This is a genomic window from Pararobbsia alpina, assembly GCF_902859895.1.
Classification (GTDB): Bacteria; Pseudomonadota; Gammaproteobacteria; order Burkholderiales; family Burkholderiaceae; genus Pararobbsia; species Pararobbsia alpina.
Genome location: NZ_CADIKM010000010.1, coordinates 13,302 through 38,993, shown reverse-complemented (window position 1 = coordinate 38,993; position 25,692 = coordinate 13,302). Strand labels below are relative to the sequence as shown.

General features: G+C 63.1%; 22 protein-coding genes and 1 pseudogene. 9 read left to right on the top strand and 14 right to left on the bottom strand.

What is annotated here, in order from left to right; genetic code table 11:
* Window positions 1-82 precede the first annotated feature (82 nt).
* The gene (mutM, locus tag HV670_RS12820) at window positions 83-913 is read left to right on the top strand and encodes a bifunctional DNA-formamidopyrimidine glycosylase/DNA-(apurinic or apyrimidinic site) lyase (RefSeq protein WP_175105166.1); all 831 of its coding nucleotides are present in this window, start codon (window positions 83-85) and stop codon (window positions 911-913) included.
* Between the two features lie 241 nt (window positions 914-1,154).
* A complete protein-coding gene (gene mutY, locus HV670_RS12815; protein WP_246257358.1) occupies window positions 1,155-2,222 on the top strand; it encodes an A/G-specific adenine glycosylase in 1,068 nt (355 codons plus the stop codon).
* A gap of 75 nt (window positions 2,223-2,297) precedes the next feature.
* Here the strand turns inward: mutY and HV670_RS12810 are convergent, their stop codons facing one another.
* From HV670_RS12810 to HV670_RS12760, 11 genes and pseudogenes are all read right to left on the bottom strand, one after another.
* Window positions 2,298-2,924, bottom strand: coding sequence for an LON peptidase substrate-binding domain-containing protein (locus HV670_RS12810; RefSeq protein ID WP_246257328.1), 627 nt, complete (start codon window positions 2,922-2,924; stop codon window positions 2,298-2,300).
* A 26-nt stretch (window positions 2,925-2,950) separates the two neighbouring features.
* Window positions 2,951-3,835, bottom strand: a complete 885-nt coding sequence (gene rapZ / locus HV670_RS12805) for an RNase adapter RapZ (RefSeq protein WP_175105163.1) — start codon at window positions 3,833-3,835, stop codon at window positions 2,951-2,953.
* A 163-nt stretch (window positions 3,836-3,998) separates the two neighbouring features.
* Complete coding sequence (gene hprK, locus HV670_RS12800) at window positions 3,999-4,967, bottom strand: HPr(Ser) kinase/phosphatase (protein WP_175105162.1); 969 nt, start codon at window positions 4,965-4,967, stop codon at window positions 3,999-4,001.
* Window positions 4,968-5,048: 81 nt separating this feature from the next.
* On the bottom strand, window positions 5,049-5,537 hold the full coding sequence (gene ptsN, locus HV670_RS12795; protein WP_175105161.1) for a PTS IIA-like nitrogen regulatory protein PtsN: 489 nt from the start codon (window positions 5,535-5,537) through the stop codon (window positions 5,049-5,051).
* Window positions 5,538-5,863: 326 nt separating this feature from the next.
* The gene (hpf, locus tag HV670_RS12790; protein WP_175105160.1) at window positions 5,864-6,223 is read right to left on the bottom strand and encodes a ribosome hibernation-promoting factor, HPF/YfiA family; all 360 of its coding nucleotides are present in this window, start codon (window positions 6,221-6,223) and stop codon (window positions 5,864-5,866) included.
* Window positions 6,224-6,451: 228 nt separating this feature from the next.
* A complete protein-coding gene (locus tag HV670_RS12785) occupies window positions 6,452-7,963 on the bottom strand; it encodes an RNA polymerase factor sigma-54 (RefSeq protein ID WP_175105159.1) in 1,512 nt (503 codons plus the stop codon).
* 345 nt (window positions 7,964-8,308) lie between these two features.
* Complete coding sequence (lptB, locus tag HV670_RS12780; protein ID WP_175105158.1) at window positions 8,309-9,091, bottom strand: LPS export ABC transporter ATP-binding protein; 783 nt, start codon at window positions 9,089-9,091, stop codon at window positions 8,309-8,311.
* 167 nt (window positions 9,092-9,258) lie between these two features.
* Window positions 9,259-9,873, bottom strand: a pseudogene (gene lptA, locus HV670_RS12775) (lipopolysaccharide transport periplasmic protein LptA); the annotation flags it as partial.
* Between the two features lie 53 nt (window positions 9,874-9,926).
* Complete coding sequence (gene lptC / locus HV670_RS12770; protein ID WP_175105157.1) at window positions 9,927-10,529, bottom strand: LPS export ABC transporter periplasmic protein LptC; 603 nt, start codon at window positions 10,527-10,529, stop codon at window positions 9,927-9,929.
* Complete coding sequence (locus HV670_RS12765; RefSeq protein WP_246257356.1) at window positions 10,526-11,020, bottom strand: KdsC family phosphatase; 495 nt, start codon at window positions 11,018-11,020, stop codon at window positions 10,526-10,528. The genes lptC and HV670_RS12765 overlap by 4 nt, the downstream gene beginning before the upstream one ends.
* A gap of 101 nt (window positions 11,021-11,121) precedes the next feature.
* A complete protein-coding gene (locus HV670_RS12760) occupies window positions 11,122-12,105 on the bottom strand; it encodes a KpsF/GutQ family sugar-phosphate isomerase (RefSeq protein WP_175105155.1) in 984 nt (327 codons plus the stop codon).
* Between the two features lie 81 nt (window positions 12,106-12,186).
* Here HV670_RS12760 and HV670_RS12755 point away from each other — a divergent pair, with 81 nt between their 5' ends.
* The 4 genes from HV670_RS12755 to purU all read left to right on the top strand — a co-directional run bounded on the left by HV670_RS12755 (window position 12,187) and on the right by purU (window position 16,759).
* Complete coding sequence (locus HV670_RS12755) at window positions 12,187-14,190, top strand: monovalent cation:proton antiporter family protein (protein ID WP_175105154.1); 2,004 nt, start codon at window positions 12,187-12,189, stop codon at window positions 14,188-14,190.
* A 21-nt stretch (window positions 14,191-14,211) separates the two neighbouring features.
* Window positions 14,212-14,775: an adenine phosphoribosyltransferase gene (locus HV670_RS12750; RefSeq protein WP_175105153.1), complete on the top strand. Its 564-nt coding sequence runs from the start codon at window positions 14,212-14,214 to the stop codon at window positions 14,773-14,775.
* The gene (locus HV670_RS12745) at window positions 14,775-15,647 is read left to right on the top strand and encodes an NUDIX hydrolase (protein WP_175105152.1); all 873 of its coding nucleotides are present in this window, start codon (window positions 14,775-14,777) and stop codon (window positions 15,645-15,647) included. Before HV670_RS12750 ends, HV670_RS12745 begins: the two co-directional genes overlap by 1 nt.
* Window positions 15,648-15,886: 239 nt before the next feature.
* Window positions 15,887-16,759, top strand: coding sequence for a formyltetrahydrofolate deformylase (purU, locus tag HV670_RS12740; RefSeq protein WP_175105151.1), 873 nt, complete (start codon window positions 15,887-15,889; stop codon window positions 16,757-16,759).
* Window positions 16,760-16,817: 58 nt separating this feature from the next.
* Here the strand turns inward: purU and HV670_RS12735 are convergent, their stop codons facing one another.
* Window positions 16,818-17,858 (bottom strand): AI-2E family transporter, encoded by a 1,041-nt coding sequence (locus tag HV670_RS12735; protein WP_175105150.1) that lies wholly within the window; start codon window positions 17,856-17,858, stop codon window positions 16,818-16,820.
* Between the two features lie 405 nt (window positions 17,859-18,263).
* A complete protein-coding gene (uvrA, locus tag HV670_RS12730) occupies window positions 18,264-21,149 on the bottom strand; it encodes an excinuclease ABC subunit UvrA (protein WP_175105149.1) in 2,886 nt (961 codons plus the stop codon).
* Between the two features lie 148 nt (window positions 21,150-21,297).
* Here uvrA and HV670_RS12725 point away from each other — a divergent pair, with 148 nt between their 5' ends.
* The 3 genes from HV670_RS12725 to HV670_RS12715 all read left to right on the top strand — a co-directional run bounded on the left by HV670_RS12725 (window position 21,298) and on the right by HV670_RS12715 (window position 24,738).
* Entirely contained in the window at window positions 21,298-22,485 is a 1,188-nt protein-coding gene (locus tag HV670_RS12725; RefSeq protein ID WP_175105283.1) for an MFS transporter, read from the top strand.
* 196 nt (window positions 22,486-22,681) lie between these two features.
* Window positions 22,682-23,233: a single-stranded DNA-binding protein gene (gene ssb, locus HV670_RS12720; RefSeq protein WP_175105148.1), complete on the top strand. Its 552-nt coding sequence runs from the start codon at window positions 22,682-22,684 to the stop codon at window positions 23,231-23,233.
* A 287-nt stretch (window positions 23,234-23,520) separates the two neighbouring features.
* Window positions 23,521-24,738, top strand: a complete 1,218-nt coding sequence (locus HV670_RS12715) for an ATP-binding protein (protein ID WP_175105147.1) — start codon at window positions 23,521-23,523, stop codon at window positions 24,736-24,738.
* A gap of 82 nt (window positions 24,739-24,820) precedes the next feature.
* Here the strand turns inward: HV670_RS12715 and HV670_RS12710 are convergent, their stop codons facing one another.
* A complete protein-coding gene (locus tag HV670_RS12710) occupies window positions 24,821-25,675 on the bottom strand; it encodes a PTS sugar transporter subunit IIA (protein ID WP_246257320.1) in 855 nt (284 codons plus the stop codon).
* Between the last annotated feature and the right edge of the window lie 17 nt (window positions 25,676-25,692).

Genomic DNA, 25,692 nt, shown 5'->3' with positions numbered 1-25,692 from the left:
GCCAGGTTTGCATTGATTGTAACGCGGGTGGCTACAATAACGCGCAACTTGCCCCGCTCGTAAGACAGCAGACCATTTCAAGATGCCAGAGTTGCCGGAAGTCGAAGTCACTCGCCGCGGCATATCACCGCACATTACCGGCCAGCATATCGAGCGCATCGATGTGCGTACGCCGGCCTTGCGCTGGCCGATTCCGTCCGGCCTCGATGCGATGCTCGCAGGGCGCCGGGTCGAGCGCGTCGAACGGCGCGGCAAGTATTTACTGATCGAGGTCGACACGGGCTGGCTGATCGTCCATCTCGGCATGACCGGGACCTTGCGAATCCTGCCGCGCTCGGCGCTCGAGACGCGGCCCGAGAAGCACGATCACGTCGATATCGTATTCGGTGAGTGTGTCCTGCGGCTGCGGGATCCGCGACGGTTCGGCGCGGTGCTCTGGCATCCGCGTGAAGCGGGCGACGTGGCCCGGCATCCCTTGCTGTTGCCGCTCGGCGTCGAGCCGTTTTCGCCCGAATTCACGACGCAGCTTCTGTTCGACCGGACGCGTGGACGTTCAATGTCCATCAAGCAGGCCTTGCTCGCGGGGGATATCGTGGTCGGCGTCGGCAATATCTATGCTTCGGAATGTCTGTTTCGCGCCGGCATTCATCCCGCCCGCGCAGCCGGACGCATTTCGAAGGCGCGTTATGAAAAGCTTGCCGAGGCGATTCGCGATACGCTCGCCGAGGCGATTACCAAGGGTGGCAGTACGCTGCGCGACTTTGTCGGCAGCGATGGCGCACGCGGTTACTTCCAGCTCGATTATTTTGTCTATGACCGCGCGGGCGAACCTTGCCGTGTATGCGGCACGCCGATCCGGCAGATCGTGCAGGGGCAGCGTTCGACGTTCTACTGCATTCAGTGCCAGCGGTGAGCGAATCGGTCCATGCCGTGTGCCATAGTCTGCGATAGCTGCATGGCCGCTTCATGAGTCGTGCAAAGAGTCGCGCGATCAGCTGTGCAATGATCCGTCCAATGATCCGTCCAACACGCCCCACTCGCAAGGCATTGAACCCTCGACGATGAAGCCTTTGTCTGCCACCCGCCGTAAAACCGCAACCGAACAGGCCGTTTCGCTTGCCCAGACGCTGGGCCCCGCCAGCACGCGCGAATCGATGGTCGCCGGCTTTGCGCCAACCCTCATTGCCTGGCAGCGCGAGCATGGCCGTCACGACCTGCCTTGGCAGAACACGCGTGATGCCTACCGGGTATGGCTGTCGGAAATCATGTTGCAGCAAACCCAGGTGTCGACGGTGATTCCGTACTACGCGCGTTTTCTCGAGCGCTTTCCCACAGTCGCAGCACTTGCGGCGGCGCCGATCGACGACGTGATGAGCCTGTGGGCCGGGCTCGGCTACTACTCGCGCGCACGCAATCTGCACCGCTGCGCGCAGGCCGTCGTCGAGCAGCATGGCGGCGAATTTCCCATCTCGGCCGAACGCCTCGCCGAACTGCCCGGTATTGGGCGCTCGACGGCCGCGGCGATCGCGGCCTTTTCGTTCGGCGTGCGCGAGACGATTCTCGATGGCAATGTGAAACGCGTGCTCGCACGCGTGTTCGGCATCGAAGGATTTCCGGGCGAAAAGAAAATCGAGAACGCGATGTGGCTGCTTGCGGAATCGCTGTTGCCGCCCGTGGGCGATGTGGGCATGGATGCCTACACGCAGGGGCTGATGGACCTTGGTGCGACGCTTTGCACACGTGGCCGGCCCGATTGTGCGCGGTGCCCGTTTGCCGCTCATTGCGTGGCGAACGCGACCGGGCGCCAGCGCGAGCTACCCGCCGCGCGGCCGCGTAAGGCGGTGCCCGTGCGGCATACGCTGATGCTCGTCATGAGGCGTGGCGCACAGGTCTGGCTGCAGCGTCGGCCGCCGAGCGGAATCTGGGGCGGTCTTTGGAGTCTGCCCGAAGGGGAGGACACCGCGACGCTTGCGCGCATCGCCGACCGGATCGGCATCAACGACAGTGCGGTCGAACTCCAGCCCCTGACGCCAATCTCGCATACGTTCACGCATTTCCGGCTCGAGATCGAACCGCTGCTGCTCGACTTGCCCGTTGCCGCAAAGACACTTCAGCTCGCCGAGGCCGAGGCAGGCTGGGTCGCGCTTGCGGATCTCGACTCGGTGGGCCTGCCCGCGCCAGTCAAGAAGCTTCTGCAGGGGCTTACAGGAACGCTCCTATGATCCGGCTTGGGCGTTGCCCAGCGTCTCCCGGAGACGACCTCGCGCTTCGACCGCGGGAGCAGGCCTGCCCGATCGCTACAGCATCTGATGCTGCTGCATGAAGTGGTGCACGATTTCGAGCCGCGCTTCCGCGTCTTCGATCTCCATGAGCTTCTGCCGCGCGCGCAGCGGAATCGGCAGAATTTCGGCAAGCCGGTTCGATAGCCAGACCACGTCGTCGAACCGATAGGGCTGGAAAAACGGCACATTGGCCGGGTCGCGTTCGGAGACGCCCTTGATGATGCGCTCGAGTACCTCGGCACACGCCGCATGCGCGGCGAGATGCTGCGTACCCTGGGGCACCGAGTCATCGCCGATCGGTTCGGCCATGCCGCGCAACAGGCTGCTCGGCTCGAGCCGCGTGGAGAGCAGGCGAAAACGCTGGCCGCCCCTGACCCTGATCTGCATCAGGCCGTATTCCTGAACATCGCAGTCGACCAGATGGGCCAGGCAGCCGACATTCTCGGGCACGGTCGGCTCGTCGGGTCGCGCGACTTCATTTCCGGTCTTGATCATGCAGACGCCGAACGGCGATTGTTCGCGCAGGCAGTCTCGCATCATGTCGAGATAACGTGCTTCGAAAATCTTCAACGGCAGCAGGCCGTCGGGGAAAAGCACGGTATGCAACGGGAACAGCGGCAGGTCGGCAAGGATGGATGACATGGCGCTCCGCATCGTGATGCAATGGGTCAGGCGGTTTTCCTGAGATCGTCCGGCGGTGCGATCTCGCGGTGCCGGACCAATACCTGCGCTTCACCCGCAAAGCGCTTGCCGAGCGTCTCGGAGATGTACACCGACCGGTGCTGGCCGCCCGTGCAGCCGATCGCGACGGTCAGGTAGCTGCGGTTGTCGTCACGAAAGCGGGGCAGCCATTTGTGCAGGAACGACGAAATATCGTCGATCATATCGAGCACATCGGGCTCGGCCTCGAGAAACTCGATGACCGGCCGGTCGAGGCCCGTGAGCGGTCTCAGGCGATGGTCGTAATAGGGGTTGGGCAGGCTGCGCACATCGAACACGAGATCGGCGTCGAGCGGCAGGCCGCGCTTGAAGCCGAACGACTCGAACATCAGCAGCAGACCGGAATGCTCGTGCTCGACGAACTTCTTGACCCAGGCGCGCAGCACATTCGCGCGCAGATTGCTCGTGTCGATCTGGTGGCCGAGTTCGGCGAGCCCCGCGAGGAGGTCGCGTTCACGCTCGATCGCATCGGCAAGCGAGTCGGCGCCAAGGCCGGGGTCGTTGGAGGCGTTGCCCGACAGGGGATGGCGGCGGCGCGTCTCGGAGAAGCGCTGGATCAGTGCCGTCGTGCTCGCGGTCAGAAACAGCACGCTGACCTGATGCTGTGTGCGCAGCTCGCGAATCACCGCGGGCAGGTCGGCGATCGATGCGCCCGAGCGCGCGTCGATCGCGACGGCCAGACGTGTCTGACCATCCCGCGAGAGGAAGGCGGCGAGTTCGGGGAGGAAGCCGGCAGGCAAGTTGTCGACGCAGTAGTAGCCTGCGTCTTCAAGTGCGTTCAACGCGACGGACTTGCCGGAGCCGGAGATCCCGGTGATCAGAATAATACGCATGGGGCAAAAGGAGTTTCACCCCATCATACCGTCAGAATGGGATCGCGGACAGGGTTCGGACTTCGCATGCGGCCCTCGGACCTGGCCGCCCGAGGCAAGCCGGTTTATGCAATCTGGCCGACACAACTCGGTTGATGCAACCCCGCCGATGCAAGCCGACCGCTCAGATCAGCTTGCCGGGAAACTGGCTGTCCGGATCCTGCATCGCCAGCCGCTGACGGTCCATGAAGTCGCGCAGCGTATCGATGCCGCGCAGTTGCAGGATCGTGTTGCGCACGGCGGCCTCGACGAGCACCGCGAGGTTGCGGCCCGCGGCGACCTGGATCGTGACCTTGCTGATCGGCAGGCCGAGCACGTCGATGGTCTGCGATTCGAGCGGTAGCCGCTGGAATTCGCCGTCGGGACGGCGCACCAGTTGAACGATGAGCTTGAGTTTCATCTTCCGGCGCACGGCGGTTTCGCCGAAGATCGTCTTGATATCGAGCAGGCCCAGTCCGCGGACTTCGAGCAGGTTCTGGAGCAAGGGGGGGCAACGGCCTTCGACGAAGTCGGGACCGAGCCGCACGAAGTCGACCGCGTCGTCAGCGACGAGGCCGTGGCCGCGGCTGATCAGCTCGAGGCCGAGTTCGCTCTTGCCGAGGCCCGAATCGCCGGTCAGCAGCACGCCGACACCGAGAATGTCGAGAAATACGCCATGCATCGTCGCGCGCGGCGCGAGAATGCGCGACATATAGAGCCGCAGGCTGTCGATCACGGCCGCGGCGGACATCGGCGTCGTGAACAGCGGCGTCGACGAGCGTGTCGCGCGCAGCACGAGGTCGGGCGGGATTTCAATGCCGCCCGCGACGACCAGGAACGGCGGCTCGAGCGCGATAAGCTCGGCCATGTTACGGCGGCGGTCCTCTTCCGACTGGCGCTGGTAGTACTCGATCTCGGCATCGCCGAGCACCTGGATCCGGTTCGGATGGATCAGGTTCAAGTGGCCGACGAGGTCGGCGCTCGACGTTGCGGTGGCGACCGTCTCGGGTAGAAAGCCGCGTTCCCACCCCTCATGACCCGTAAGCCAGCTGAGTTTCAACGACGCCGCATTGTCGTCGAAGATGCTTTGCGCATTGATGCTTGACGTGTCCATGGTCTACGGTATGGGGGGGCCGCGGCGATCAGCCGCGGTCGTTGACATGGGCCCACATGGGGCCGGGGCGGCAGCGGCGCATCAGGGTTGCCACGCGGTAATCAACTGATGGACAGCGGTCCGGTCAGTCTCGGTGGTCAGCCGCGTGCGCGCTTCGCGATCGGACAGCAATTGCGCAATCTCGGACAGTATCTCGAGGTGCTGCTGCGTAGCCTGTTCGGGTACGAGCAGAAAAATCAGCAAGCCGACCGGTTGGCCGTCGGGAGACTCGAAGGCGATCGGCTCGTGGAGCCGCACGAATGCGGCAAGCGGCTGCTTGAGCCCCTTGATGCGGCCATGCGGGATGGCCACGCCTTCGCCGAGTCCAGTCGAACCAAGCCGCTCGCGTGCGAACAGATTGTCGGTAACGAGGCTGCGCGCGATTCCGTGCTGGTTCTCAAAAATGAGGCCGGCTTGTTCGAACACGCGCTTCTTGCTGGTAACGGCAAGGCCTAGGACGACGTTTTCGAGCGGTAGAAGTTTGGCTAGACGATTCATATTGGCAGGCGGATCGCGCTCTGGACGGCGCATCCGGCACGACGCTTCGAATTGACCATTTGCATTCGGCGCGGCGTGTCGCGTACTCCGGCTGTATTTGTCCCCGTAAAGAGTCGGGACATTATATGTCAGCCAAACGGGCGATGGTGCGACGCAGAACCCCCCGCGCTGCAAGGGATCGGCTCGCGGGTGGGAATGAGGCTTAAACCGGGCTAGAAAAAAGGCCGAGAGGCAGGGCCGCAATTCGACGCGCCGGAAACGACATCGCCCCGCGATGCGGGGCGATACAGGGCGATACGGGGGGTGAATTCGTCCCGACGGTCCGGCCATGGTTCCCAGGCCGTGCCGCTCGGTTGGAACTACGTTGCGGGCTGTTCGTTGAGCAAAGTTTCGCTCTGGTACTTGAGCGCCTCGTGCGGATGACCCTGAATCCTGTTCTTGTAGCGCAGCACCTGCCGATCGAGCTTGTCGATCAATAGATCGATTGCCGCATACATATCGACGTCGCAGATCTCCACGAAGATATCCTTACCCTTCAGGTGAAGGTTGATTTCCGCCTTCTGGCGCTTCTCCTTTTCCCTATGATTGTCGACGGTCAGTAGTACCGCGGTCTCTATCACCTGATCGAAGTGGCGTAGCACGCGGTCCAGCTTGGTCGTCACGTATTCGCGCAGTGCGGGCGTGACTTCGAGATGGTGCCCACTGATCTTCAAATTCATAGTGCTCTCCGTACAGAGAGCCGCAACGCAGTATTCTGCGCGATTCCGTCGGTCGGCTTGAGCCTCCCGCCTGACAGCGGGCTGCGCTGGCAAGCGGAGAACGTCCGGCAATCGATACCCAGGCCAGCCGAGGCTTGCTGAGATCTCGTCGAGGCGCGCTCTTCGTCGGCCGGCCAGAATCGCACGAGGCGTCACGGCCGGGTGATGCCCACAGCGGGTTGCCGCAGGCTATAGTGACTTGCGCAGGTTGACTGCCGGAATCTTCAAAGCTTCGCGATACTTGGCCACGGTGCGGCGCGCGACCACGAAGCCCTGTTCAGCCAGCAATTCAGCGATACGGCTGTCTGAAAGGGGTGTCTTCGGTTCTTCAGCTCCTATCAGTTGCTTGATGAGCGCGCGGATCGCCGTCGAGGAAGCAGCCCCGCCGGTATCGGTCGACACGTGTGAACCAAAAAAATACTTGAACTCGAGCGTCCCGAAGGGCGTGAGCATGTACTTGCCGGTCGTCACACGCGAAACCGTTGATTCGTGTAAACCCAGCGTATCAGCAATCTCGCGCAAGACCAAGGGGCGCATGGCAATTTCGCCGTGGACAAAAAAATTCTTCTGCCGGTCGACAATGGCCTGGGCAACTCTCAGTATGGTTTCGAAGCGTTGTTGGATGTTTTTTATCAACCAGCGCGCTTCCTGCAGTTGCTGGCGCAGCGATCCGCTGCCCGGATCGCCGCGATTGTTGCGCAGAATATTGGCATACAGGTGATTGATACGCAGACGCGGCACGATGTCTGAATTGAGATCGGCGAACCAGCCGTCCTTTGTCTTACGCACGATCACATCGGGCACTACATAGTCGGCCTCGGCCTTGCCATAGGCCGCACCCGGGAATGGCTCGAGCGAGCGGATCAACGCGTGAGCATCGCGCAGTTCGTCGTCGCTGGCCTTGAGCTGTTTGCGCAAACGCGTGAAATCGCGCGCAGCGAGCAATTCGAGATGCTGTGAGACGATTTCGAGCGCGAGCGTGCGCACCGGCGAACTCTCGAGCCGCAGTAGTTGCAGCTTCAGGCACTCGGACGCGGAGCGCGCGCCGACACCTGGCGGATCGAAGCTCTGCAACAGGGCCAGCGCGGCGCCGGCCTCGTCCGCGTCAATCTCGAGTTCGCTTGGGAGGTCGGCGCAGACTTCGTCGAGCGAGACCGACAAATAGCCATCGTCGTCGAGCGATTCAATCAGGAAGGTGACGAGCGCGCGGTCGCGCAGGCTCGCATTGGTCAGGCGGAGCTGCACGCCAAGATGGTCGCGCAGGCTCGTGCTCGATTCCTGGAGTTGCATCGGCGGCATATCGTCGTCGTCGGCGCCGCTGCCGGGCCGCGAATAGTCGTCGAGGCTCCACGGCGTATCGCTATCGCCCGCGCCGTTGCTGAAATCGTCGAGGCCGTTGCGTTCGCGGCCTTCCTCGCCATCGGTGCTGCTACTGCTGCTGCTCGAGCTCGACACGACCGGTGCCTCGGGCGCGGTCGACGGCGCGCTTTGCTGCGATGCCAGCAGTGCGCCGTCGGAGGTTACGCGTAAGGGGCTGCTGAGCCAGTCCTCGTCGTTCTCGAGCAGGGGATTCTGCTGGACGGCGGTGGCCACCTCCTGTTGCAGTTCGAGCGTCGACAATTGCAGCAGGCGGATCGACTGCTGCAATTGCGGGGTCAACGCAAGATGCTGTGAGAGACGGAGTTGGAGGCTCGCTTTCATGGCTGGATATGGGGTCCGTCGGTTCCTCGTCGGCGGTCGGTCAGGCCGATGCCTCCGACGACGGACCTAATCATTGTAGAGAGTTTGCAGCGCAGCGGAAACCTCCTAAAAAGCCCATGCAAGAGCGCTTGACGCGGGGTGAACGAGGCACTAGGGAGGCGGGGATAGGGGCTCGGCGGCGAACCCGGGGGCATGCGGCGTGCAGAGGCCTGAAGAAAAGCCGTGGTGCCGCTGTGCTGCCGCATTGGGGCAAGCACAGCGGGGTCTCCGGAGGGGCGTCACCAGGGCAATACCCAAGGGCCCCAATCGCGATTCGCCCTTGGCCTCGGTCGACGAGCCCGTGACCTACATCCGGAAATGTTCGCCGAGATAGACACGGCGCACGCGTTCGTTTTCGATGATTTCGGTCGGCGCGCCGGCCGCGAGCACGCTGCCGTCGCTGATGATGTACGCGTGGTCGCAGATGCCGAGCGTTTCGCGCACATTGTGGTCCGTGATCAGGACCCCGATGTTGCGGCCTTTCAGGAAGCGCACGATCTTCTGGATTTCAAGCACGGCGATCGGGTCGACCCCCGCGAACGGCTCGTCGAGCAGGATGAAGCTCGGATTGGTCGCCAGCGCACGCGCGATTTCGACGCGCCGCCGCTCGCCGCCCGACAGCGACAACGCGGGGCTGTCGCGCAGATGGGCGATCTGGAGTTCTTCCATCAGCGCTTCGGCGCGTTCGGTCACGTCCTGCGCCGTCAGCGGCTTGAGCTGCTTGTCGACCTGCAGCTGGAGCACCGCGCGGATGTTCTGCTCGGCGGTCAGCTTGCGGAATACCGATGCTTCCTGCGGCAGATAGGACAGACCGAGCCGCGCGCGCTGGTGAATCGGCATCTTGCTGATCGAGTGGTCATTGAGCACGATATCGCCGTTGTCGAGCGATACCAGGCCCACGATCATATAGAACGAAGTCGTCTTGCCGGCGCCGTTCGGGCCGAGCAGCCCGACTACTTCGCCACTCTTGACGTCGAGCGAAACGTCCTTGACCACCGTACGCGCGCCGTAGCGCTTCTGCAGGTTGCGTACATTGAGCGTGGCGGTCGTGCCGGGCGCGTTGAACTGGGGAAGCGCGGGTGCGTTCAAGGCTTGTTCGTCCCGGGAAGTTTGTTACTCGGCGTCAGTGATAGGCCGTCGTTGCTGCTGCCGGTGCTGCTGCCGCCGCTGGCCGCACCGCTTTGCCCGCCGGGACTGCCCTTGCCGTCGACACGGGTGCCCGAGGCCGCGCTCGCGGGTACGGCTGCGGCGGCGCCGGTGGCCGAGGCCGCGCTTGCGGCTGCGGTGGCGCCGGTGCTGGTCGACGGCGCGAGCATCGCGCGCACGCGGCCGGTGCCGCTACCCGAGCTGGTCGGCGTGCCGGTCGCACTCGCCGTGTAGAAGTCCTTCTGGCCGTCGTAGGTGATCACGTCGCCGCTGACCGTGTCGACGACTTTGGAGAGACCTTGCAGGCGGCGCACCGTCGCGCGGCTCGTCAAGGTCGTGAAATCGCGCTTGCCATCGTAGTCGAGCTTCTCGGCATTGCCTTCGATGTATTCGTCCACGCCGTCGCGCTTTTGCCGGAAATACGCGAGGCCGCCTGCGTCCTCGGTGCCGACCGCGTACTGATAGCCCTGGGGGTCCTGCGTCACGACGACGCGATCCGCCTTGATCAGGATCGTGCCCTTGGTCAGCACGACGTGGCCGATGAAGACGTTGACCTGCTTGAGGTCGTCGTACGTCATGTTGTCGGCTTCGATATTGATCGGCTTGTCGTGGTCCGCGCGTTCGGCATGCGCCGCTGCGCCGGGCAACAGAACGGCAAACAGCACCGCCAGTGCGGTGAGCAGTCGCTCCCTGCGAGGGGAGCGGCGAACAAACGGGTCAGTCATTGAGCGCGTCAAATTGTGCTGGTCGGGTGAGCGAGTGGACCACCGCGGGCGCGTCATTTCGAGCTGCCTGGTAGCGTGTCCGACGCGGCGATCTGGCCGCGCACCTGGCCGAGCAGGTGCATTTCTCGCGTGACATTGTTGTAGATCATGCCGCTCGCCGTCATGACAGACGGTCCGCGCACCAGTTTAACCGGCTTTTCGGTTTTCACGATGTCGTCATTGACAAGCACCTTGAAATGTTGGGAATACGCCGACATCGCGGGGTCGCCGCTGCCGGGTGCGCGCAGCACGCGCGCATCGTCGTAGAGATCGACGATCGAACCGTCGCCCTTGATCACGCCGCGGTTGCCGAAGGCGGTCACGTCCGGCTGGCCCGGGTTGAAGGCGCGGATCGACGGCAGCGTCGCGTCGATATTGTCGTCGTCCTCATAGTGGATCATCTTCGTCGCATTGATCCGGTACTGGGTCTGCCCGGACACGTCGAGCGTCGTGATCGAGAAGTTGTCGGCGAAATAGTCGGCCGTATGGCTCTTCGGCCGGATTGGCTGATGCGTGATGGTCGGCAGATTGAGGTGCAGGAGCCAGTAGGTACTAGCCGCGAGGGCCGCCATGGCGAGCACCGGCAACCACTGGAGCAGGCGGATGCGACGTGTCATGCCGCGCCTCCGCACGCATGGTCGAGTAGCACATCGTAGTAGCCGCGTGCACGCAGGATCAGGTCGCACACCTCGCGAACCGCGCCATATCCGCCGCGCGCGCTCGCAACGAAGTGCGCGCGGCGCAGGAGCTCGACATGCGCGTTCGCGGGCACCGCGGCGAAACCCGCCTTCAGCATCACGGCGAGATCGGGCCAGTCGTCGCCCATATAGCCGGTATCGGCCGCGGCAATGCCGGTGGCCGCCAGCAGTTCGGCGAACGCGGCCGTCTTGTCGTGCACGCCCTGGAACACGTGGTCGATCGCAAGTTCGCGCGCGCGGCTCGCGACGATCTGCGAACTGCGTCCCGTGATGATCGCGGTCTGCACGCCGGCCCCGCGCAGCAGTTTCACGCCATGACCGTCGAGGGTGTCGAAAGCCTTCAGCATCTCGCCTTGCGGGCCGAAGTAGAGGCGCCCGTCAGTCAGCACCCCGTCGACGTCGAAGATCATCAATTGCACGCGCGCGGCGCGCCCGCTTGCATCCGTCGCCGGCTCAGCGACCGGGCGGGCGATGGGGGTGTGCAGCGTAGCTGCCGGGTCGTGCTCGCTCATCACATTACCTTTGCTTCGAGCAGGTCGATCGTATTGAGCGCGCCGATCAGCACGCCGCTCTCGTCGACGACAAGCATCTGGCCGATGCGGTGGCGTTCCATCATTTCGACGACGGTCACCGCAAGGTGGTCGGGGCCGATCGAACGCGGACGTGCCGTCATGACCTCGGTGATCGGCAGATTGCGGAAATCGCCATTGCTGCCAAGCACCCGGCGCAGGTCGCCATCGGTGAAGATGCCCGCGACGTGGAATGCGTCATCGACGATCGCCGTCATCCCCATGCGCTTATGGGTGATTTCGAGCAGTGCCTCGGCCACCGTCGCGTGCAGGCCCACATGGGGGATCCGCTCGCCGGTGCGCATGACATCACGCACAAAGGTCAGCAGGCGCCGGCCGAGCATACCGCCCGGATGCGAGCGCGCGAAATCCTCCGGGCTGAAGCCACGCGCATCGAGCACGGCGATCGCGAGCGCGTCGCCGAGCGCGAGCGCGGCCGTCGTGCTCGCCGTCGGCGCGAGATTGTGCGGGCAGGCCTCTTTGTCGACGCGCGCGTCCAGATGAATGTTCGCGATCGTTGCGAGGCTCGACTCGGCACGGCCGGTCATGGCGATCAATTGCGCACCCGTGCGCTTGACGAGCGGCACGATATTGAGCAGTTCCTCGGTCTCACCCGAGTTCGACAACGCAACGAAGACATCGTCGGCGGTTACCATGCCGAGGTCGCCATGACTGGCTTCAGCCGGATGCACGAAGAACGCGGGCGTGCCCGTGCTCGCGAACGTCGCCGCGAGTTTTCTTGCGATATGCCCCGATTTGCCGATCCCTGAGACCACCACGCGTCCCTTGCATCCCAACAGGATTTCAACCGCTCGCACGAAGTTCTCGTCGAGACGTTCCACGAGCGAACGGATCGCCTCCGCTTCGGTCTCCAGTACGTCGCGCGCCAGTTCCAGTGCCCGATTGCCATTGATTTTCGCTATCATGCGCGGAGTATAACAAAGCCCTTCCAGCCAAGCCGCACAGGCGGTTCCGGCCCTTCGATGCAACCTGGAGACGTAGCCCGGATGACTTCACCGCTGGAATTGACCCTCTTGCTTTTGGCTGCCGCAGTCGTGGGGGTCGTGGTATTCCGCAGTCTGAACCTGCCGCCGATACTCGGCTATCTCGTGGTGGGCATCCTGATCGGTCCGCATGCATTCGGTGTCGCAACGGATGCGCCACACGTCCAGTATCTCGCCGAGTTCGGTGTCGTGTTCCTGATGTTCTCGATCGGGCTTGAGTTTTCCTTCGCCAAGCTGCGCGCGATGCGCCAGATCGTGTTTGGGCTCGGCCTCGCTCAGGTGGTGCTGTCCATCCTGATCGCGATGGGCGCGGGCTTGCTGCTCAATTTCTTCATGCCGTTCCGCTGGGAGGCGAGCCTTGCCCTGGGCGGCGCGATGGCGATGTCGTCGACGGCGATCGTCACCAAGCTGCTGGCCGAGCGGCTCGAAATCGATTCCGCGCACGGCCGCAACATCATGGGCGTGCTGCTGTTCCAGGACCTCGCGGTGGTCCCGCTGCTGATCCTGCTCGAGGCCCTCGGCGGCGATCCCAGCCAGTTGGCGGAATCGCTGATGCTCGCAGCCGTCAAGATCGTCGGTGCGCTCGCGCTGCTGCTTTGGGTCGGCCAGCGGCTCATGACGCCGTGGTTCAATCTCGTCGTGCGGCGCCGTTCGCAGGAACTCTTCATGTTGAACCTGCTGCTCGTGACGCTCGGCATTGCCTTCGTCACGGCGGAGCTCGGGCTGTCGATGGCGCTCGGCGCGTTCATCGCGGGGATCCTGATCGCCGAGACGCCTTATCGCCATCAGGTCGAGGACGACATCAAGCCGTTCCGCGATGTGCTGCTCGGGCTGTTCTTCATTACGACGGGGATGTTGCTGAATCCCTCGATCCTGGTCGCGCATCCGTGGATGGTCCTCCTCTTCTTCATCGCGCCGACCCTCGCGAAGGCCCTGCTCATCACCGGCCTCGCGCGGCTGTTCGGCGCGTCGCCGGGCGTCGCGATGCGTACGGGCATCGGCCTCGCGCAGGCGGGTGAATTCGGCTTCGTGATACTCAACGTGATCTCGGGCAATCCGCTCGTGCCGCCTGAATTGCTCAACGAGGTCCTCGCGGCCATGCTTCTCTCGATGCTCGTGGCGCCGTTCATGATCCAGAATGCCGACCGCATCGTGATGCGATTGTCCTCGACCGAATGGTTGCGGCAGTCGCTGCAGATGACGAAGATTGCGACGCAGACGATCAAGACCAGCGGCCATGTGATCATCTGCGGATACGGCCGCAGCGGCCAGAACCTCGCGCGCATGCTCGAACAGGAAGGGCTGGCCTATGTGGCGCTCGACCTCGATCCGGATCGAGTGAGCGCTGCCGCGTCGGCCGGCGAATCAGTCGTGTATGGCGATGCGGCGCGGCGCGAGGCGCTGATCGCGGCCGGGCTGCATCGCGCGGCCGCGATCGCGATTACCTATGCGGAGACGCCGTCGTCGCTCAAAGTGCTGCATCACGTCCACGAGCTCGTGCCGGCGCTGCCGGTGATCGTGCGCACCGTTGACGACGCCGATATGGATAAACTGATCGCCGCGGGCGCGACCGAGGTCATTCCCGAGATCGTCGAGGGCAGCCTGATGCTCGCCTCGCATACACTCGTGCTCGTCGGCGTGCCGATGCGGCGCGTGCTGCGACGGGTCGAGGAAATGCGCGATGCGCGTTACAGTCTGCTGCGCGGCTATTTTCACGGTGCCGACGACGAGGAAGACGACTACGATCACGAAGGCGTGCGTCTGCAATCGGTATCGCTGCCCGGCAATGCCGACGCAGTCGGCCGCACGCTCGGCGACCTCGAGCTCGATTCGCTCGGGGTGAGCGTGACGGCGATTCGCCGCCACGGCATCCGGGGTGTCGAACCGGACCCGAGTACGCGCCTGCGCGCGGACGATATCCTCGTATTGCGCGGTTTGCCCGACGCGCTTTCGAAAGCTGAACAACTATTGTCGGTAAACCGGCGCAGCCAGCCGAACACCGCCTGATCTTTTACAAATGGAGTCACCATGTCGGAATTGCCGACGCAGCGCAGCGATGCGCGCGATTATGTGCGCAGCCTTGTCCGTACCGTGCCGGACTGGCCCGAGCCCGGCGTTCAGTTTCGCGACATCACGCCGGTCCTCAAGAGCGCGAGGGGCTTGCGCACGCTGGTCGACATCTTCGTCGACCGCTATTTCGATGCCAGGCTCGACTATGTCGCGGGCCTCGATGCACGCGGCTTCCTGATTGGCCCGATCGTCGCCTATGAACTCAACGTCGGTTTCGTACCGATCCGCAAGGCAGGCAAATTGCCCTGGAAGACCGTGCACGAGTCGTACGACCTCGAATACGGCAGTGCGACCGTCGAGATCCATGCGGATGCCTGCGACGCGGGCGACCGGATCGTGTTGATCGACGACCTGATTGCAACCGGCGGCACGATGCTCGCCGGCAAGGCCCTGCTCGAACGGCTCGGCGCCAAGGTGATCGAGGCCGCGGCGCTGATCGACTTGCCCGACCTCGGTGGTGCGCAGCGCCTGCGGGCCAGCGGCCTGCCGGTGTTCACGATCTGCGAGTTCGAGGGGGACTGATGCGCTTTCCTTGCCTGACGGCCGCGCGCCGTTTCGAGCCGAGCCGGCATCTGCCGTTTCTGATCGGCGAGACACAGGTCGGCTGGATTCGCCGTACCGATCTGCCCTTGCTCGCGGGTTCGGAGTCGGTATTCCATATTGGCCCGCGAGGCGTCGAGCTCTCACGCGCGCTGACGAGCGTCGACGCACGCAGCCGCGCGCTCGGCGGCGTGATCGATGCGCTCGCCGCGCGCGGCCGGATCACGGGTTGGCGCAACGAGATCTATGCAGTGCGCAACCGCTTCGACGATCCGCCACTCGCGTTCATCGAACGCGCGGCTTCTCGATTCTTCGGCACCCAGACCTTCGCCGCGCACCTGAACGGTATCGTGCGGTTGGCCGACGCACAGGCGCCGCAAATGTGGATCGCGCGCCGCAGCCTGAGCAAGGCAACCGATCCAGGCATGCTCGACAATCTGGTCGGCGGCGGCATCGGATGGGGGTATGGCGTCGAGCAGACGTTGTACAAGGAATGCTGGGAGGAATCCGGCCTCCCCGAAGACCTGGCCAGGCGGGCCGTTCGCGGCGGCACGCTCCACGTGCTGCAGGAAATCGAGGAGGGGACGCAGGCCGAGCAGCTGTTTATTTTCGACCTCGACCTCGATGCGGACTTCGTGCCGCGGAACCAGGATGGCGAAGTGGCCGATCACCGGCTTGCCGGAATCGCGCAGGTGCGGGAGTGGATCGCCGACGCACGGATGACGGTCGACGCGAGTCTCGCCGCGCTCGACTGGATGGACCGGCATGAAGCGCTCGACGCCGGCACACGCGCGGAATTGGCGGGGCTGGCGACGTTTCCGCTCATGGAGGCCGGCGAGCAGTTACTTCGGTAAGCTCGGAGGTCGTCGTTCGGGGAATCCTTCGGGCCGTGCTTCGGGTAGTGCTTGGGCAGTGCTTTGGGCAGTGCTTTGGGTAGTGCTTGGGTAGTGCTTCGGGGCACTTCTTCGGGTACTTCGGGTACTTCGGGCAGGGCATGGACAGGGTTTCGGACAGTGCCCCAATCGCCCCTCGCACGATCCTTCAGGTAATCTCTCGGGCAATTTCACACAGAGCAATAAAAGGAATTCAGGGCATGACCACCGAGCACAGCTTCATCCTGACACTGTCGTGCGCGGACCGGCCGGGCATCGTTCATTCGGTATCCGGCTTCCTGTTCGAGCGTGGCGCGAACATCATCGACTCGGCCCAGTTCGGCGACCGCTATACGGGCGAGTTCTTCATGCGCGTGCACTTCCAGCAGATCGGTGGCGATCCGGGCGAGGAGAAGCTGCGCGGAGACTTCGGCGTGCTCGCCGATACCTTCGGGATGCGCTGGGAATTGCACGATGCGGGCGTCAAGCCGCGCGTGCTGATCATGGTGTCAAAGATCGGCCATTGCCTGAACGACCTGCTGTTCCGCTATCGGACTGACCAGTTGCCGATCGAGATCTCCGCGATCGTTTCGAACCACAAGGATTTCTATCAGCTCGCGGCCAGCTACAACGTGCCGTTCCACCATCTGCCGCTCGCTGCCGGTGCGAGTGACACAGCCAAGGCCGCGCAGGAGGCGCGCATCGTCGAAATCCTCGACGAACAGCAGATCGATCTCGTGGTGCTCGCGCGCTATATGCAGATCCTGTCGCCCGCGCTTTGCCGGCGGCTCGAAGGGCGCGCGATCAATATCCACCATTCGTTCCTGCCGAGCTTCAAGGGTGCCAAGCCCTACTACCAGGCGTTCGACCGCGGCGTGAAGCTGATCGGTGCGACCGCTCACTATGTGACGGGCGCTCTCGACGAAGGCCCGATCATCGAGCAGGAAGTCGAGCGCGTCGATCACGGCATGGATCCGGATCAACTGAGCGCGATCGGCCGCGATGTCGAGTGCGTCACACTCGCACGGGCGGTCAAGTGGCACGTCGAACACCGCGTCGTGCTCAACGGGCACAAGACAGTGGTGTTCAAGTAGGCAAGGCGGCAAGCAGGGGGCAGGCAGCTTCAGACAATGAGCCTGAAGCTGCAGCCCTTCACACCAGCCGCGCGATGATCAGTTCGCGCTTGATGTACGCATAGAAGATCGGCGCCGCGACGACGCCCGACAGCCCGAAGGTCGCTTCCATCACGAGCATGGCGAGCAGGAGCTCCCATGCCTTTGCCTCGATTTCGCCGCCGATGATCCGTGCGTTCAGAAAGTATTCGAGCTTGTGAATCAGCACGAGAAACACCAGCGATGCAATCGCGATGGGCAAGCTGACCGACAGCGAGATGACGAAGATGGCCGTATTCGAGATCAAGTTGCCGATCACCGGCAGCAGGCCGACCACGAATGACAGCAGCACCAGCGTCTTGGTGAGCGGCAGGCCCACGTGGAAGAGCGGCAAGGCGACGGCCAGATAGATGCCGGTGAACACGGTGTTGATGAAGGAAATCTTCACCTGCGCGAAAACGATGCGCCGGAACGCATCGGCAAAGCGCGAGGCACGCGAGACCAGCGCGACCGTCAGCGGCAGTTTATGCGCGTGATTGGACGCGACGCTGATCGCGACCATCGCTCCGAGGATCATGCCGATCAGGATATGCGTGAAAGTCCGTGCGACGCTCATGCCGCCCTGCTGCAAATCGACTATGTGGGTGCGCGCGTAGTTGAACACCTTGTCACGTATATCGGCGTTGTCGGTCGGCATATAGACCTGCGCCCATTCGGGCAGCCGGTTGCGCGCATCGTCGAGAATGCCCGTAAGCTGCTGGACCAGCGCCTGCGCATGCGGGACCGCGCGCTCGATATGCTCGATCGTGCCGAGAATCGCCGCGGCCAGGAGTCCGATGATGGCCGCCGACAGCAGCACGACCGAAAACCAGAGCGAGCGCTTGCTCGAAAGCCGCTTGGCCAGTAGCGGCGCCGTCAGGTTGATCAACTGGAACACGAGCAGGCCGGAGAGGACGCCCGAGAGAAGGTGAAGCTGCATGATCGCGACCAGTGCGACACCGGCCAGTAGAAAACTCGCGATCTCGATCTTCGTGAACAGCAGGGGCTCCTGAATGAACGTGCGAAGCGCCCGTGCGGGCATGCGCCGCTCCGCGCTCAATTCGGGGCGCACAGTGTCTTGCGCCCCGGTATCCCGCGATGCGGGTCGCTCGAGCTTGTCTTTGCGGACATTTGGCGCCTGACGTGACATCGCGTAACCTCCGTGGATGCTCTGGAAGGCATCCTGATTTCAATCGAATGGCAGCACGGATTGCCGTGTCGTGCCGTTCTGTCGACGTTTCCGTCACTCTTTCTGCTCGCAACGAGCGGGCCTGACTTGCTCCATGCTCGTGTGCCACGCGCCCGGATGAGCGCAATGCCCGGTCTATCGAGCCGGTCGATACGCTCCTCTGGTGAACTTCCTTGCATGTTCTCCTTCGTTAGCCTGGTTGACAAGCACGGCGGCATGCCCTGCCTGGACGCTCCTCCAGCAAGCGCCGCGCCGCGCTCAAACCTTGCCGAGCGCCGCCTGCACGTTGCGTTCGAGCAGCGGGGTGAGATAGTGCCCTGTAAAACTTGCCTTCGCCGCTGCTATTTGCTCGGGGGTGCCTTGGGCGATGATCTGGCCGCCGCCCGCGCCACCTTCCGGCCCGAGATCGATCACCCAGTCCGCCGTTTTGATCACATCGAGATTATGCTCGATGATGACGACCGTATTGCCCTGATCGCGTAACCGGTGAATCACTTCGAGCAGCAGCGCGATATCGTGGAAATGCAGGCCGGTGGTCGGCTCGTCGAGTATATAGAGCGTGCGGCCGGTGTCGCGCTTGGACAGTTCCAGCGACAGTTTGACACGCTGCGCCTCGCCGCCCGACAAGGTCGTCGCCGACTGGCCCAGCCGGATATAGCCGAGCCCGACCTCGAGCAGCGTCTTGAGCTTGCGCGCGATGACCGGCACCGGCCGAAAAAACTCGTGAGCCTGCTCGACCGTGAGGTCCAGCACTTCACTGATGTTCTTGCCCTTGTAGAGGATTTCGAGCGTCTCGCGGTTGTAGCGCTTGCCATGGCATACGTCGCAGGGCACATAGACGTCCGGCAGGAAATGCATCTCGACCTTGAGCACGCCGTCACCCTGGCAGGCCTCGCAGCGGCCGCCCTTGACGTTGAACGAGAAGCGTCCCGCCTCATAGCCGCGTTCCTTGGCCGACGGCACGCCCGCATAGAGTTCGCGAATCGGCGTGAACAGACCCGTATAGGTCGCCGGGTTTGACCGCGGCGTGCGGCCGATCGGCGACTGGTCGACGTTGATGACCTTGTCGAAATGCTCGAGACCGTCGATCGACTCGTAGGGGGCGGGCTCAGCCGCCGAGCCGTAGAGGTGGTGCGCGACCGCGTGATAGAGCGTGTCGTTGATCAGCGTCGACTTGCCCGAGCCCGAGACGCCCGTCACGCAGGTGAGCAGTCCGACCGGCAGGTCGAGCGTCACGTGCTTGAGATTGTTCCCATAGGCTTCGACGATCGAGAGCCGCCGTTCGCCGGGCGCATTGCGTTTTGCCGGCAGGGCGATCGAGCGCACGCCCGACAGGTACTGGCCCGTCATCGAGGCGGGATTGTCTTTGATCTGCGCGGGCGTGCCTTCCGCGACCACGATCCCGCCATGCTCGCCGGCGCCGGGGCCCATGTCGACCACGTGGTCCGAGGCCATGATCATGTCTTCGTCGTGTTCGACGACGATCACCGAGTTGCCGAGATCGCGCAGATGCTTGAGCGTCTTGATCAGCCGGTCGTTGTCGCGCTGGTGCAGCCCGATTGACGGCTCGTCGAGCACATACATGACACCCGTGAGGCCCGAACCGATCTGCGAGGCGAGCCGGATGCGTTGCGCCTCGCCGCCCGAGAGCGTGTCGGCACTGCGGTCGAGCGACAGGTAGTCGAGCCCGACATTGTTCAGGAAGCTCAGCCGTGCGGTGATCTCCTTGACCACCTTGTCGGCGATCTCATGCTTGGAGCCTTCAAGACGCAAAGTCAGGAAATAGCCGAGCGCGTCGCGCATCGGCATATTGCTGACCTCGTAGATCGGCCGGGCGTTTTCACCGTCGCCGAGCTTCACGTGGCGCGCCTCGGTGCGCAGGCGCGTGCCTTCACATGCGGGGCAAGCCTGGTTGTTCTGGTACTTCGCGAGCTCCTCGCGGACCGCGGCCGAATCCGTTTCGCGATAGCGGCGCTCGAGATTCGGGATGATCCCTTCGAAGGCATGGTCGCGAACCTGCGGTCGTCCGCGCTCGTTCATATAGGTGAACGGGATCGCCTGCTTGCCCGAACCGTGCAGGATGACCTTGCGTGTCGCGGGCGGAAGGTCTTCGAACGGCGTATCGATGTCGAATTCGTAGAACGCCGCGAGGCCCTGGAGCATCTGGAAGTAGAACTGGTTGCGGCGGTCCCAGCCTTTGACCGCACCCGAGGCGAGCGATAGCGACGGATGCGCGACGACCCGTTTCGGATCGAAGAACGTGATCTGGCCAAGCCCGTCGCAATCAGGGCAGGCGCCCATCGGATTGTTGAACGAGAACAGTCGCGGCTCGAGTTCCTGCAGCGAGTAGGAGCAGATCGGACAGGCGAACTTCGAGCTGAACAGGTGTTCGCGCTCGCTGTCCATTTCGAGCCCGATCGCGCGGCCGTCGGCGAGGCGCAGCGCCGTTTCGAACGACTCGGCGAGCCGCTGCTTTATGTCCGCGCGGACCTTGAGGCGGTCGATGACCACATCGATCGTGTGCTTGTCGTTCTTCTTGAGCTTGGGGAGGGTGTCGACGTCGTAGACTTTTGCCTCGCCTTCATTCGTCGTCCCGCCGCCCGAACGAATCCGGAAGCGGATGAACCCCTGCGCCTGCATCGCCTCGAACAGTTCGAGATGCTCGCCTTTGCGGTTCGCGACGACCGGCGCGAGAATCATCAGGCGCGTGTCCTCGGGCAGCGCGAGCACCGCATCGACCATCTGGGAGACGCTTTGCGCCTGCAGCGGGATGTGGTGGTCTGGGCAATGCGGAGTGCCGACACGCGCGTAGAGCAGCCGCAGATAGTCGTGGATTTCCGTGACCGTGCCGACCGTCGAGCGCGGATTGTGCGAGGTTGCCTTCTGTTCGATCGAAATCGCTGGCGAGAGGCCTTCGATGAGATCGACGTCCGGTTTTTCCATCAATTGGAGGAACTGGCGCGCGTAGGCCGAGAGACTTTCGACGTAGCGGCGCTGGCCCTCCGCGTACAAGGTATCGAACGCAAGCGACGATTTTCCCGATCCCGACAGGCCTGTAATCACGACGAGCTGGTGCCGCGGCAAGTCGAGATTGACGTTCTTCAGATTGTGGGTACGTGCGCCACGGATCCGGATTTGTTCCATGAACCTGCCGAAAGTAGGGGGGGCCAAACCTGCTACTATAACCACTTTTGCGGCGGGCCGATCGGTCCACCCAGACCGCCTCTCCCTTGCCATTCGCCTAGCTATTCCCATGTCGCAGACCACTTTCACCCCCCCGGCCGCATCGCGGATGAGCCCCAAGGAACTCCGTTCGAGCATGTCGTTGGCGGCCGTGATCGGGCTGCGCATGCTGGGCCTGTTCATGATCATCCCGGTGTTTACGATTTACGCACGCACCGTGCCGGGCGGAGAGAACGCGGCCACCGTCGGGTTGGCGATCGGCATCTACGGCTTTGTTCAGGCCCTGTTCTATATTCCTTACGGTTGGCTATCGGATCGTCTGGGCCGCAAGCCCGTGATCGCCACCGGCCTGGCGATTTTTGCGCTCGGCAGCGTGATCGCCGCGCTCGCGCACGATATGAACGGGTTGATTCTCGGACGTGCCGTGCAGGGACTCGGCGCGGTGTCCTCCGCCGTGATCGCGTTTGTCGCCGACCTGACTGCCGAGGCGAATCGCACCAAGGCGATGGCGATGGTTGGCGGGTTCATTGGCATCTCGTATGCGGTCGCCATCGTGGCGGCTGCGCCCTTGTTCGGCTGGATCGGGATGAAAGGCATTTTCCTGCTGATCGCCGTGCTGGCCGTCGCAGCGATCGCGGTGGTGTTTTGGGTGGTGCCCGATCCGGGTGTGAAACCGGTTCACCACAAGGCGCCGTTCCGGACCGTGCTTCACAACCCCGAACTGCTGCGCCTGAACTTCGGCGTGTTCGTGTTGCATGCGACCCAGATCGCCTTGTTTGTCGTGATTCCGCGTGCGCTCGTCGAGGCGGGCTTGCCGGTCGTGCATCACTGGGTGCTTTATCTGCCGGTGATGGGCCTGTCGTTCGTGCTGATGGTGCCGGCGATCATCGTGGCCGAGAAACATGGACGCATGAAACCCGTGATGCTCGCGGCGATCGCCTTGCTGCTCGCCGGGCAGATCCTGCTTGCGACGATGCCGCATACCATCTGGACGGTCGCGATCTTCTTGCTGATCTACTTTTTGGGTTTCAACGTGCTCGAGGCTTCGCAGCCTTCGCTCGTCTCGAAGCTCGCGCCGGGTGAGCGCAAGGGGGCGGCGATGGGGGTGTACAACACGACGCAGTCTTTGGGTTATGCCGTGGGCGGCGCGGGTGGTGGGTGGCTGCTTGCCCATGTGAGCGCAAGCTCGGTGTTCACTGTCTGCTCCGTGTTCGTATTTGCATGGCTGATCGTGGCGGCCACCATGGCTCGGCCCCCGCAGCGCGCGCGGGCCGAGGCGGCAAGTACAAAGCACTAAGACTGGCACAGAAACTCTGGTTTCTTGCGGACTCGCAGCGTGCGTAGAATGACGTCCTTGGCGACTCGTGGTGTGGACGCGCGCGTGAATCACGCGTGACGGCCGCGTTCGTGACGGACCGTTCCGGGGCCGGTCGTTTGGTCGACTTGGGCGGCAGCGCGCATCGATATAGTTTTAAGTATTCAGAGGAGAAATCATGGCATCCGTCAATAAAGTGATACTTGTCGGCAATCTGGGCGCCGATCCGGAAACGCGCTATCTGCCGAGCGGCGATGCCGTGACCAATATCCGGCTCGCGACAACGGATCGGTTCAAGGACAAGGCGAGCGGCGATATGAAGGAACTGACCGAGTGGCACCGGGTCGCGTTCTTTGGCCGGCTGGCGGAGGTGGCGGGCGAGTACCTGAAGAAGGGGTCGTCGGTTTATGTTGAGGGCCGCATTCGCACGCGCAAGTGGACTGATCAGGCTGGTCAGGAACGGTATTCGACTGAGATTGTCGGCGAGCAGATGCAGATGCTCGGTGGGCGGGGTGGTGCGGGCGGTGGCGGCGGTGGTGGCGATGAAGGTAGCTATCGCGAACCGTCGGAAGCGCGTTCGTCGGGTGGTGGCGCTCGTGCGGCATCGGGTGGCAGCCGTGGTGGATCGGGCGGCGGTGCAGGCGGTGGCGGTGCTGCGGGCGGCGGTGGTCGATCGAGCGCGCCGGCGGGTGGTGGGTTTGATGAAATGGACGACGATATTCCGTTCTAGACCCTCCTAAGTCTCAATATTGTTGATTGAAGCCCGTGTGCCATTGGCACTCGGGCTTTTTTCTTATTTGCGTTTTTTCGATTCGCCGGCGATGGGCGGCGAACGAGTTGCGGTGGCGGTCGGGAAAAACTCCAGAACGCGTTGTGTACGGTTCGTGGGTGCTCGCCATGGGTGTGCGCGGGAGGCTGGCAAGCCAGCTAACGAACCGGAAAGGATAGGCATCTATAAACAACTATAATTGCCTATAATTAGCCATAAACTCACAGCGCAATGGTACGGAGGCGTCAATGGCTACCAGCACTCAAGGTTTCGAAGGCGGACAGATTTTCAACCGAACGGAGCTTGCGACACGCCTGGCGAAGCAGGTTTTGCACGTCTCGCCAACGTCCGCGTCGTCCTCGGGGCTTTTCCTGGCTGCGCCCCGGCGAACAGGCAAAACCACCTTCATGCGGGCAGATTTTGCGCCTGCCCTCGAAAGCCAGGGTGCACGGGTGATCTACGTCGACCTGTGGGCGGATCGAAAGGCCGACGCTGGGGAGGTTATTGTCGCAGCTATCCGCGCTGAACTGGCGAAAAGCGAGTTCACGTTGACGAGACTTGCAAAGAGCATCGGGATTGCGGGCGCGAAGCTGGGCGGCGTCGACTTTTCGCTGGATCGGATTGGGCTAGGTCGGGATGTATCGCTCGTCCAGGCGCTCGCCGCGCTTTCGGACGAGGCCAAAGGCCCGATTGTTCTGATCATCGATGAAGCGCAGCAGGCAATCACGACGCAGCAGGGCAATGACGCGATGTTCTCACTCAAGGCGGCGCGGGACGACCTCAATGCCGCTCATTTCGGCCTGCGCGTGGTCTGTACCGGGTCGAACCGCGACAAACTCGCTATGTTGCGCGCAAGCAAGGACCAAGCGTTTTTCGGGGCACCTCTCATCGACTTCCCGCCGCTAGGCGAAGACTACGTGAAGTGGTTCTGCGATAACACGACCGATCTCCCGGCCAAATTGACCGTGGAGCTGGTCGCCCCGCTTTTCAGGCAGGCCGGCAACCGGCCCGAGATTCTCGGATCGGCCGCAGATCAGCTTCGTTTCGATTTATCGCTCAAGCTTGAAGACGTAGAGCGTCGGTTCGCTGAAGTCGTAGAGGGGCAGATTGCGCAAGCCAACGATGACCTGTTGGACGTCTTTCACAGCCTTACGCCGATTCAGTCTGCTGTTCTCCGCGTCCTTGCCGCGACGGGAAAAGGCTACGCACCGTTTGAATCGCGGACGCTCGAAAAATATCGAACCGCACTCACGGACTTTCCGAGCGACAGTGAACTCTCATCGGCCAACGTGCAGCAAGCCCTCACCGCTCTACAGGAAAAGGGACTCGTCTGGCGTGCGGCACGCGGCGTGTATGCGATGGAGGATGACAGCCTATCGGACCTCTTGAAGCGAGAGGGCTATCTCGAAGGACTCGACGACGGGACCGAATCCACGAAGCCACCTACTCGACGCATGCGCGGGTAGCGCGCCTTTATGCTCGAAGTGCCGCCGTTGATATCCGTGGCATAGCGCCTGTAGGCGATGTCTTTGGACCATCCCGTGCGGCCTACGATACGTCGTAGCCGGCAAACAACTCGCACACGGCCCGTGCATCGGCACAGGCATGGAGCTGCTCCCGGAAGTTGTGGTCGCAGAAGTGTTGCGCTACGTCAGCTAGCAGATGCAGGTGCGTGCTGTTGGCCCATTCCGGGACCAAAAGCACGACCATATCGGTCACAGGACTTCCGTCGGGCGCATCAAAGGGAAGGGGAGTCGCCGGACGAACATACAACGCCATGGCCCGACGCACACCCCTGATTTGGCCATGTGGAACGGCGACCCCTTGGCCCAGCCCGGTCGAGCCCAACGCTTCGCGCGCTTTAAGACCCGCGGTCACGGCCGCCGCCGACAGCCCGAAGCGTTGTTCGCAGAAGTCGCCGAGCTGCACGAAGAGTGACTCACGGTTGTCGACTTCGAGACCGAGCAGGACATGATCCTGCGAGAGCAGTTGCGCAATACTGTCCTTTCGAGCCGCCAATTTGCCCGGTTGAGCGGTCGTGTCGGTAACCGGAGGGGACGCAGGGTTCATCAAATCCCGCCAGGCGTCGGTAGGGGTGTCTGGGACTTCAAACAGTTGCCCCACTTCGGCAGTCGGAGCCAGATGCGCGACCCGCTCGATCGCCCCGCTCACCGCGTCCTTGGGCAGGTAGAGCGAAAGCCGCATGCGCTCCGTTCCAGGCAGCGGTGCGAGGCGAATCGTCCACGGCTGACCGGAGCAATCGCGGGTCAGAGCCTGACGGAGTGGGGTGGCGTGTTGCGCGTCGAGGGTGACGTGCATCATCACGTTGCGGTTGGTCACAGGACGTGACCGGTGCTGTATCGGATTCTTACCCGGTTTGAGGAGAGCACGAAGGCTGATCATGGGGTGTGTCATGGCGC

Coding starts and splice junctions, on each gene's coding strand:
- mutM (WP_175105166.1), top strand. CDS start 83: ATGCCAGAGTTGCCGGAAGTCGAAGTCACTCGCCGCGGCATATCACCG.
- mutY (WP_246257358.1), top strand. CDS start 1,155: ATGGTCGCCGGCTTTGCGCCAACCCTCATTGCCTGGCAGCGCGAGCAT.
- HV670_RS12810 (WP_246257328.1), bottom strand. CDS start 2,924: ATGTCATCCATCCTTGCCGACCTGCCGCTGTTCCCGTTGCATACCGTG.
- rapZ (WP_175105163.1), bottom strand. CDS start 3,835: ATGCGTATTATTCTGATCACCGGGATCTCCGGCTCCGGCAAGTCCGTC.
- hprK (WP_175105162.1), bottom strand. CDS start 4,967: ATGGACACGTCAAGCATCAATGCGCAAAGCATCTTCGACGACAATGCG.
- ptsN (WP_175105161.1), bottom strand. CDS start 5,537: ATGCGCCGTCCAGAGCGCGATCCGCCTGCCAATATGAATCGTCTAGCC.
- hpf (WP_175105160.1), bottom strand. CDS start 6,223: ATGAATTTGAAGATCAGTGGGCACCATCTCGAAGTCACGCCCGCACTG.
- HV670_RS12785 (WP_175105159.1), bottom strand. CDS start 7,963: ATGAAAGCGAGCCTCCAACTCCGTCTCTCACAGCATCTTGCGTTGACC.
- lptC (WP_175105157.1), bottom strand. CDS start 10,529: ATGACACGTCGCATCCGCCTGCTCCAGTGGTTGCCGGTGCTCGCCATG.
- HV670_RS12765 (WP_246257356.1), bottom strand. CDS start 11,020: ATGATCTTCGACGTCGACGGGGTGCTGACTGACGGGCGCCTCTACTTC.
- HV670_RS12760 (WP_175105155.1), bottom strand. CDS start 12,105: ATGATAGCGAAAATCAATGGCAATCGGGCACTGGAACTGGCGCGCGAC.
- HV670_RS12755 (WP_175105154.1), top strand. CDS start 12,187: ATGACTTCACCGCTGGAATTGACCCTCTTGCTTTTGGCTGCCGCAGTC.
- HV670_RS12750 (WP_175105153.1), top strand. CDS start 14,212: ATGTCGGAATTGCCGACGCAGCGCAGCGATGCGCGCGATTATGTGCGC.
- HV670_RS12745 (WP_175105152.1), top strand. CDS start 14,775: ATGCGCTTTCCTTGCCTGACGGCCGCGCGCCGTTTCGAGCCGAGCCGG.
- purU (WP_175105151.1), top strand. CDS start 15,887: ATGACCACCGAGCACAGCTTCATCCTGACACTGTCGTGCGCGGACCGG.
- HV670_RS12735 (WP_175105150.1), bottom strand. CDS start 17,858: ATGCCCGCACGGGCGCTTCGCACGTTCATTCAGGAGCCCCTGCTGTTC.
- uvrA (WP_175105149.1), bottom strand. CDS start 21,149: ATGGAACAAATCCGGATCCGTGGCGCACGTACCCACAATCTGAAGAAC.
- HV670_RS12725 (WP_175105283.1), top strand. CDS start 21,298: ATGAGCCCCAAGGAACTCCGTTCGAGCATGTCGTTGGCGGCCGTGATC.
- ssb (WP_175105148.1), top strand. CDS start 22,682: ATGGCATCCGTCAATAAAGTGATACTTGTCGGCAATCTGGGCGCCGAT.
- HV670_RS12715 (WP_175105147.1), top strand. CDS start 23,521: ATGGCTACCAGCACTCAAGGTTTCGAAGGCGGACAGATTTTCAACCGA.
- HV670_RS12710 (WP_246257320.1), bottom strand. CDS start 25,675: ATGATCAGCCTTCGTGCTCTCCTCAAACCGGGTAAGAATCCGATACAG.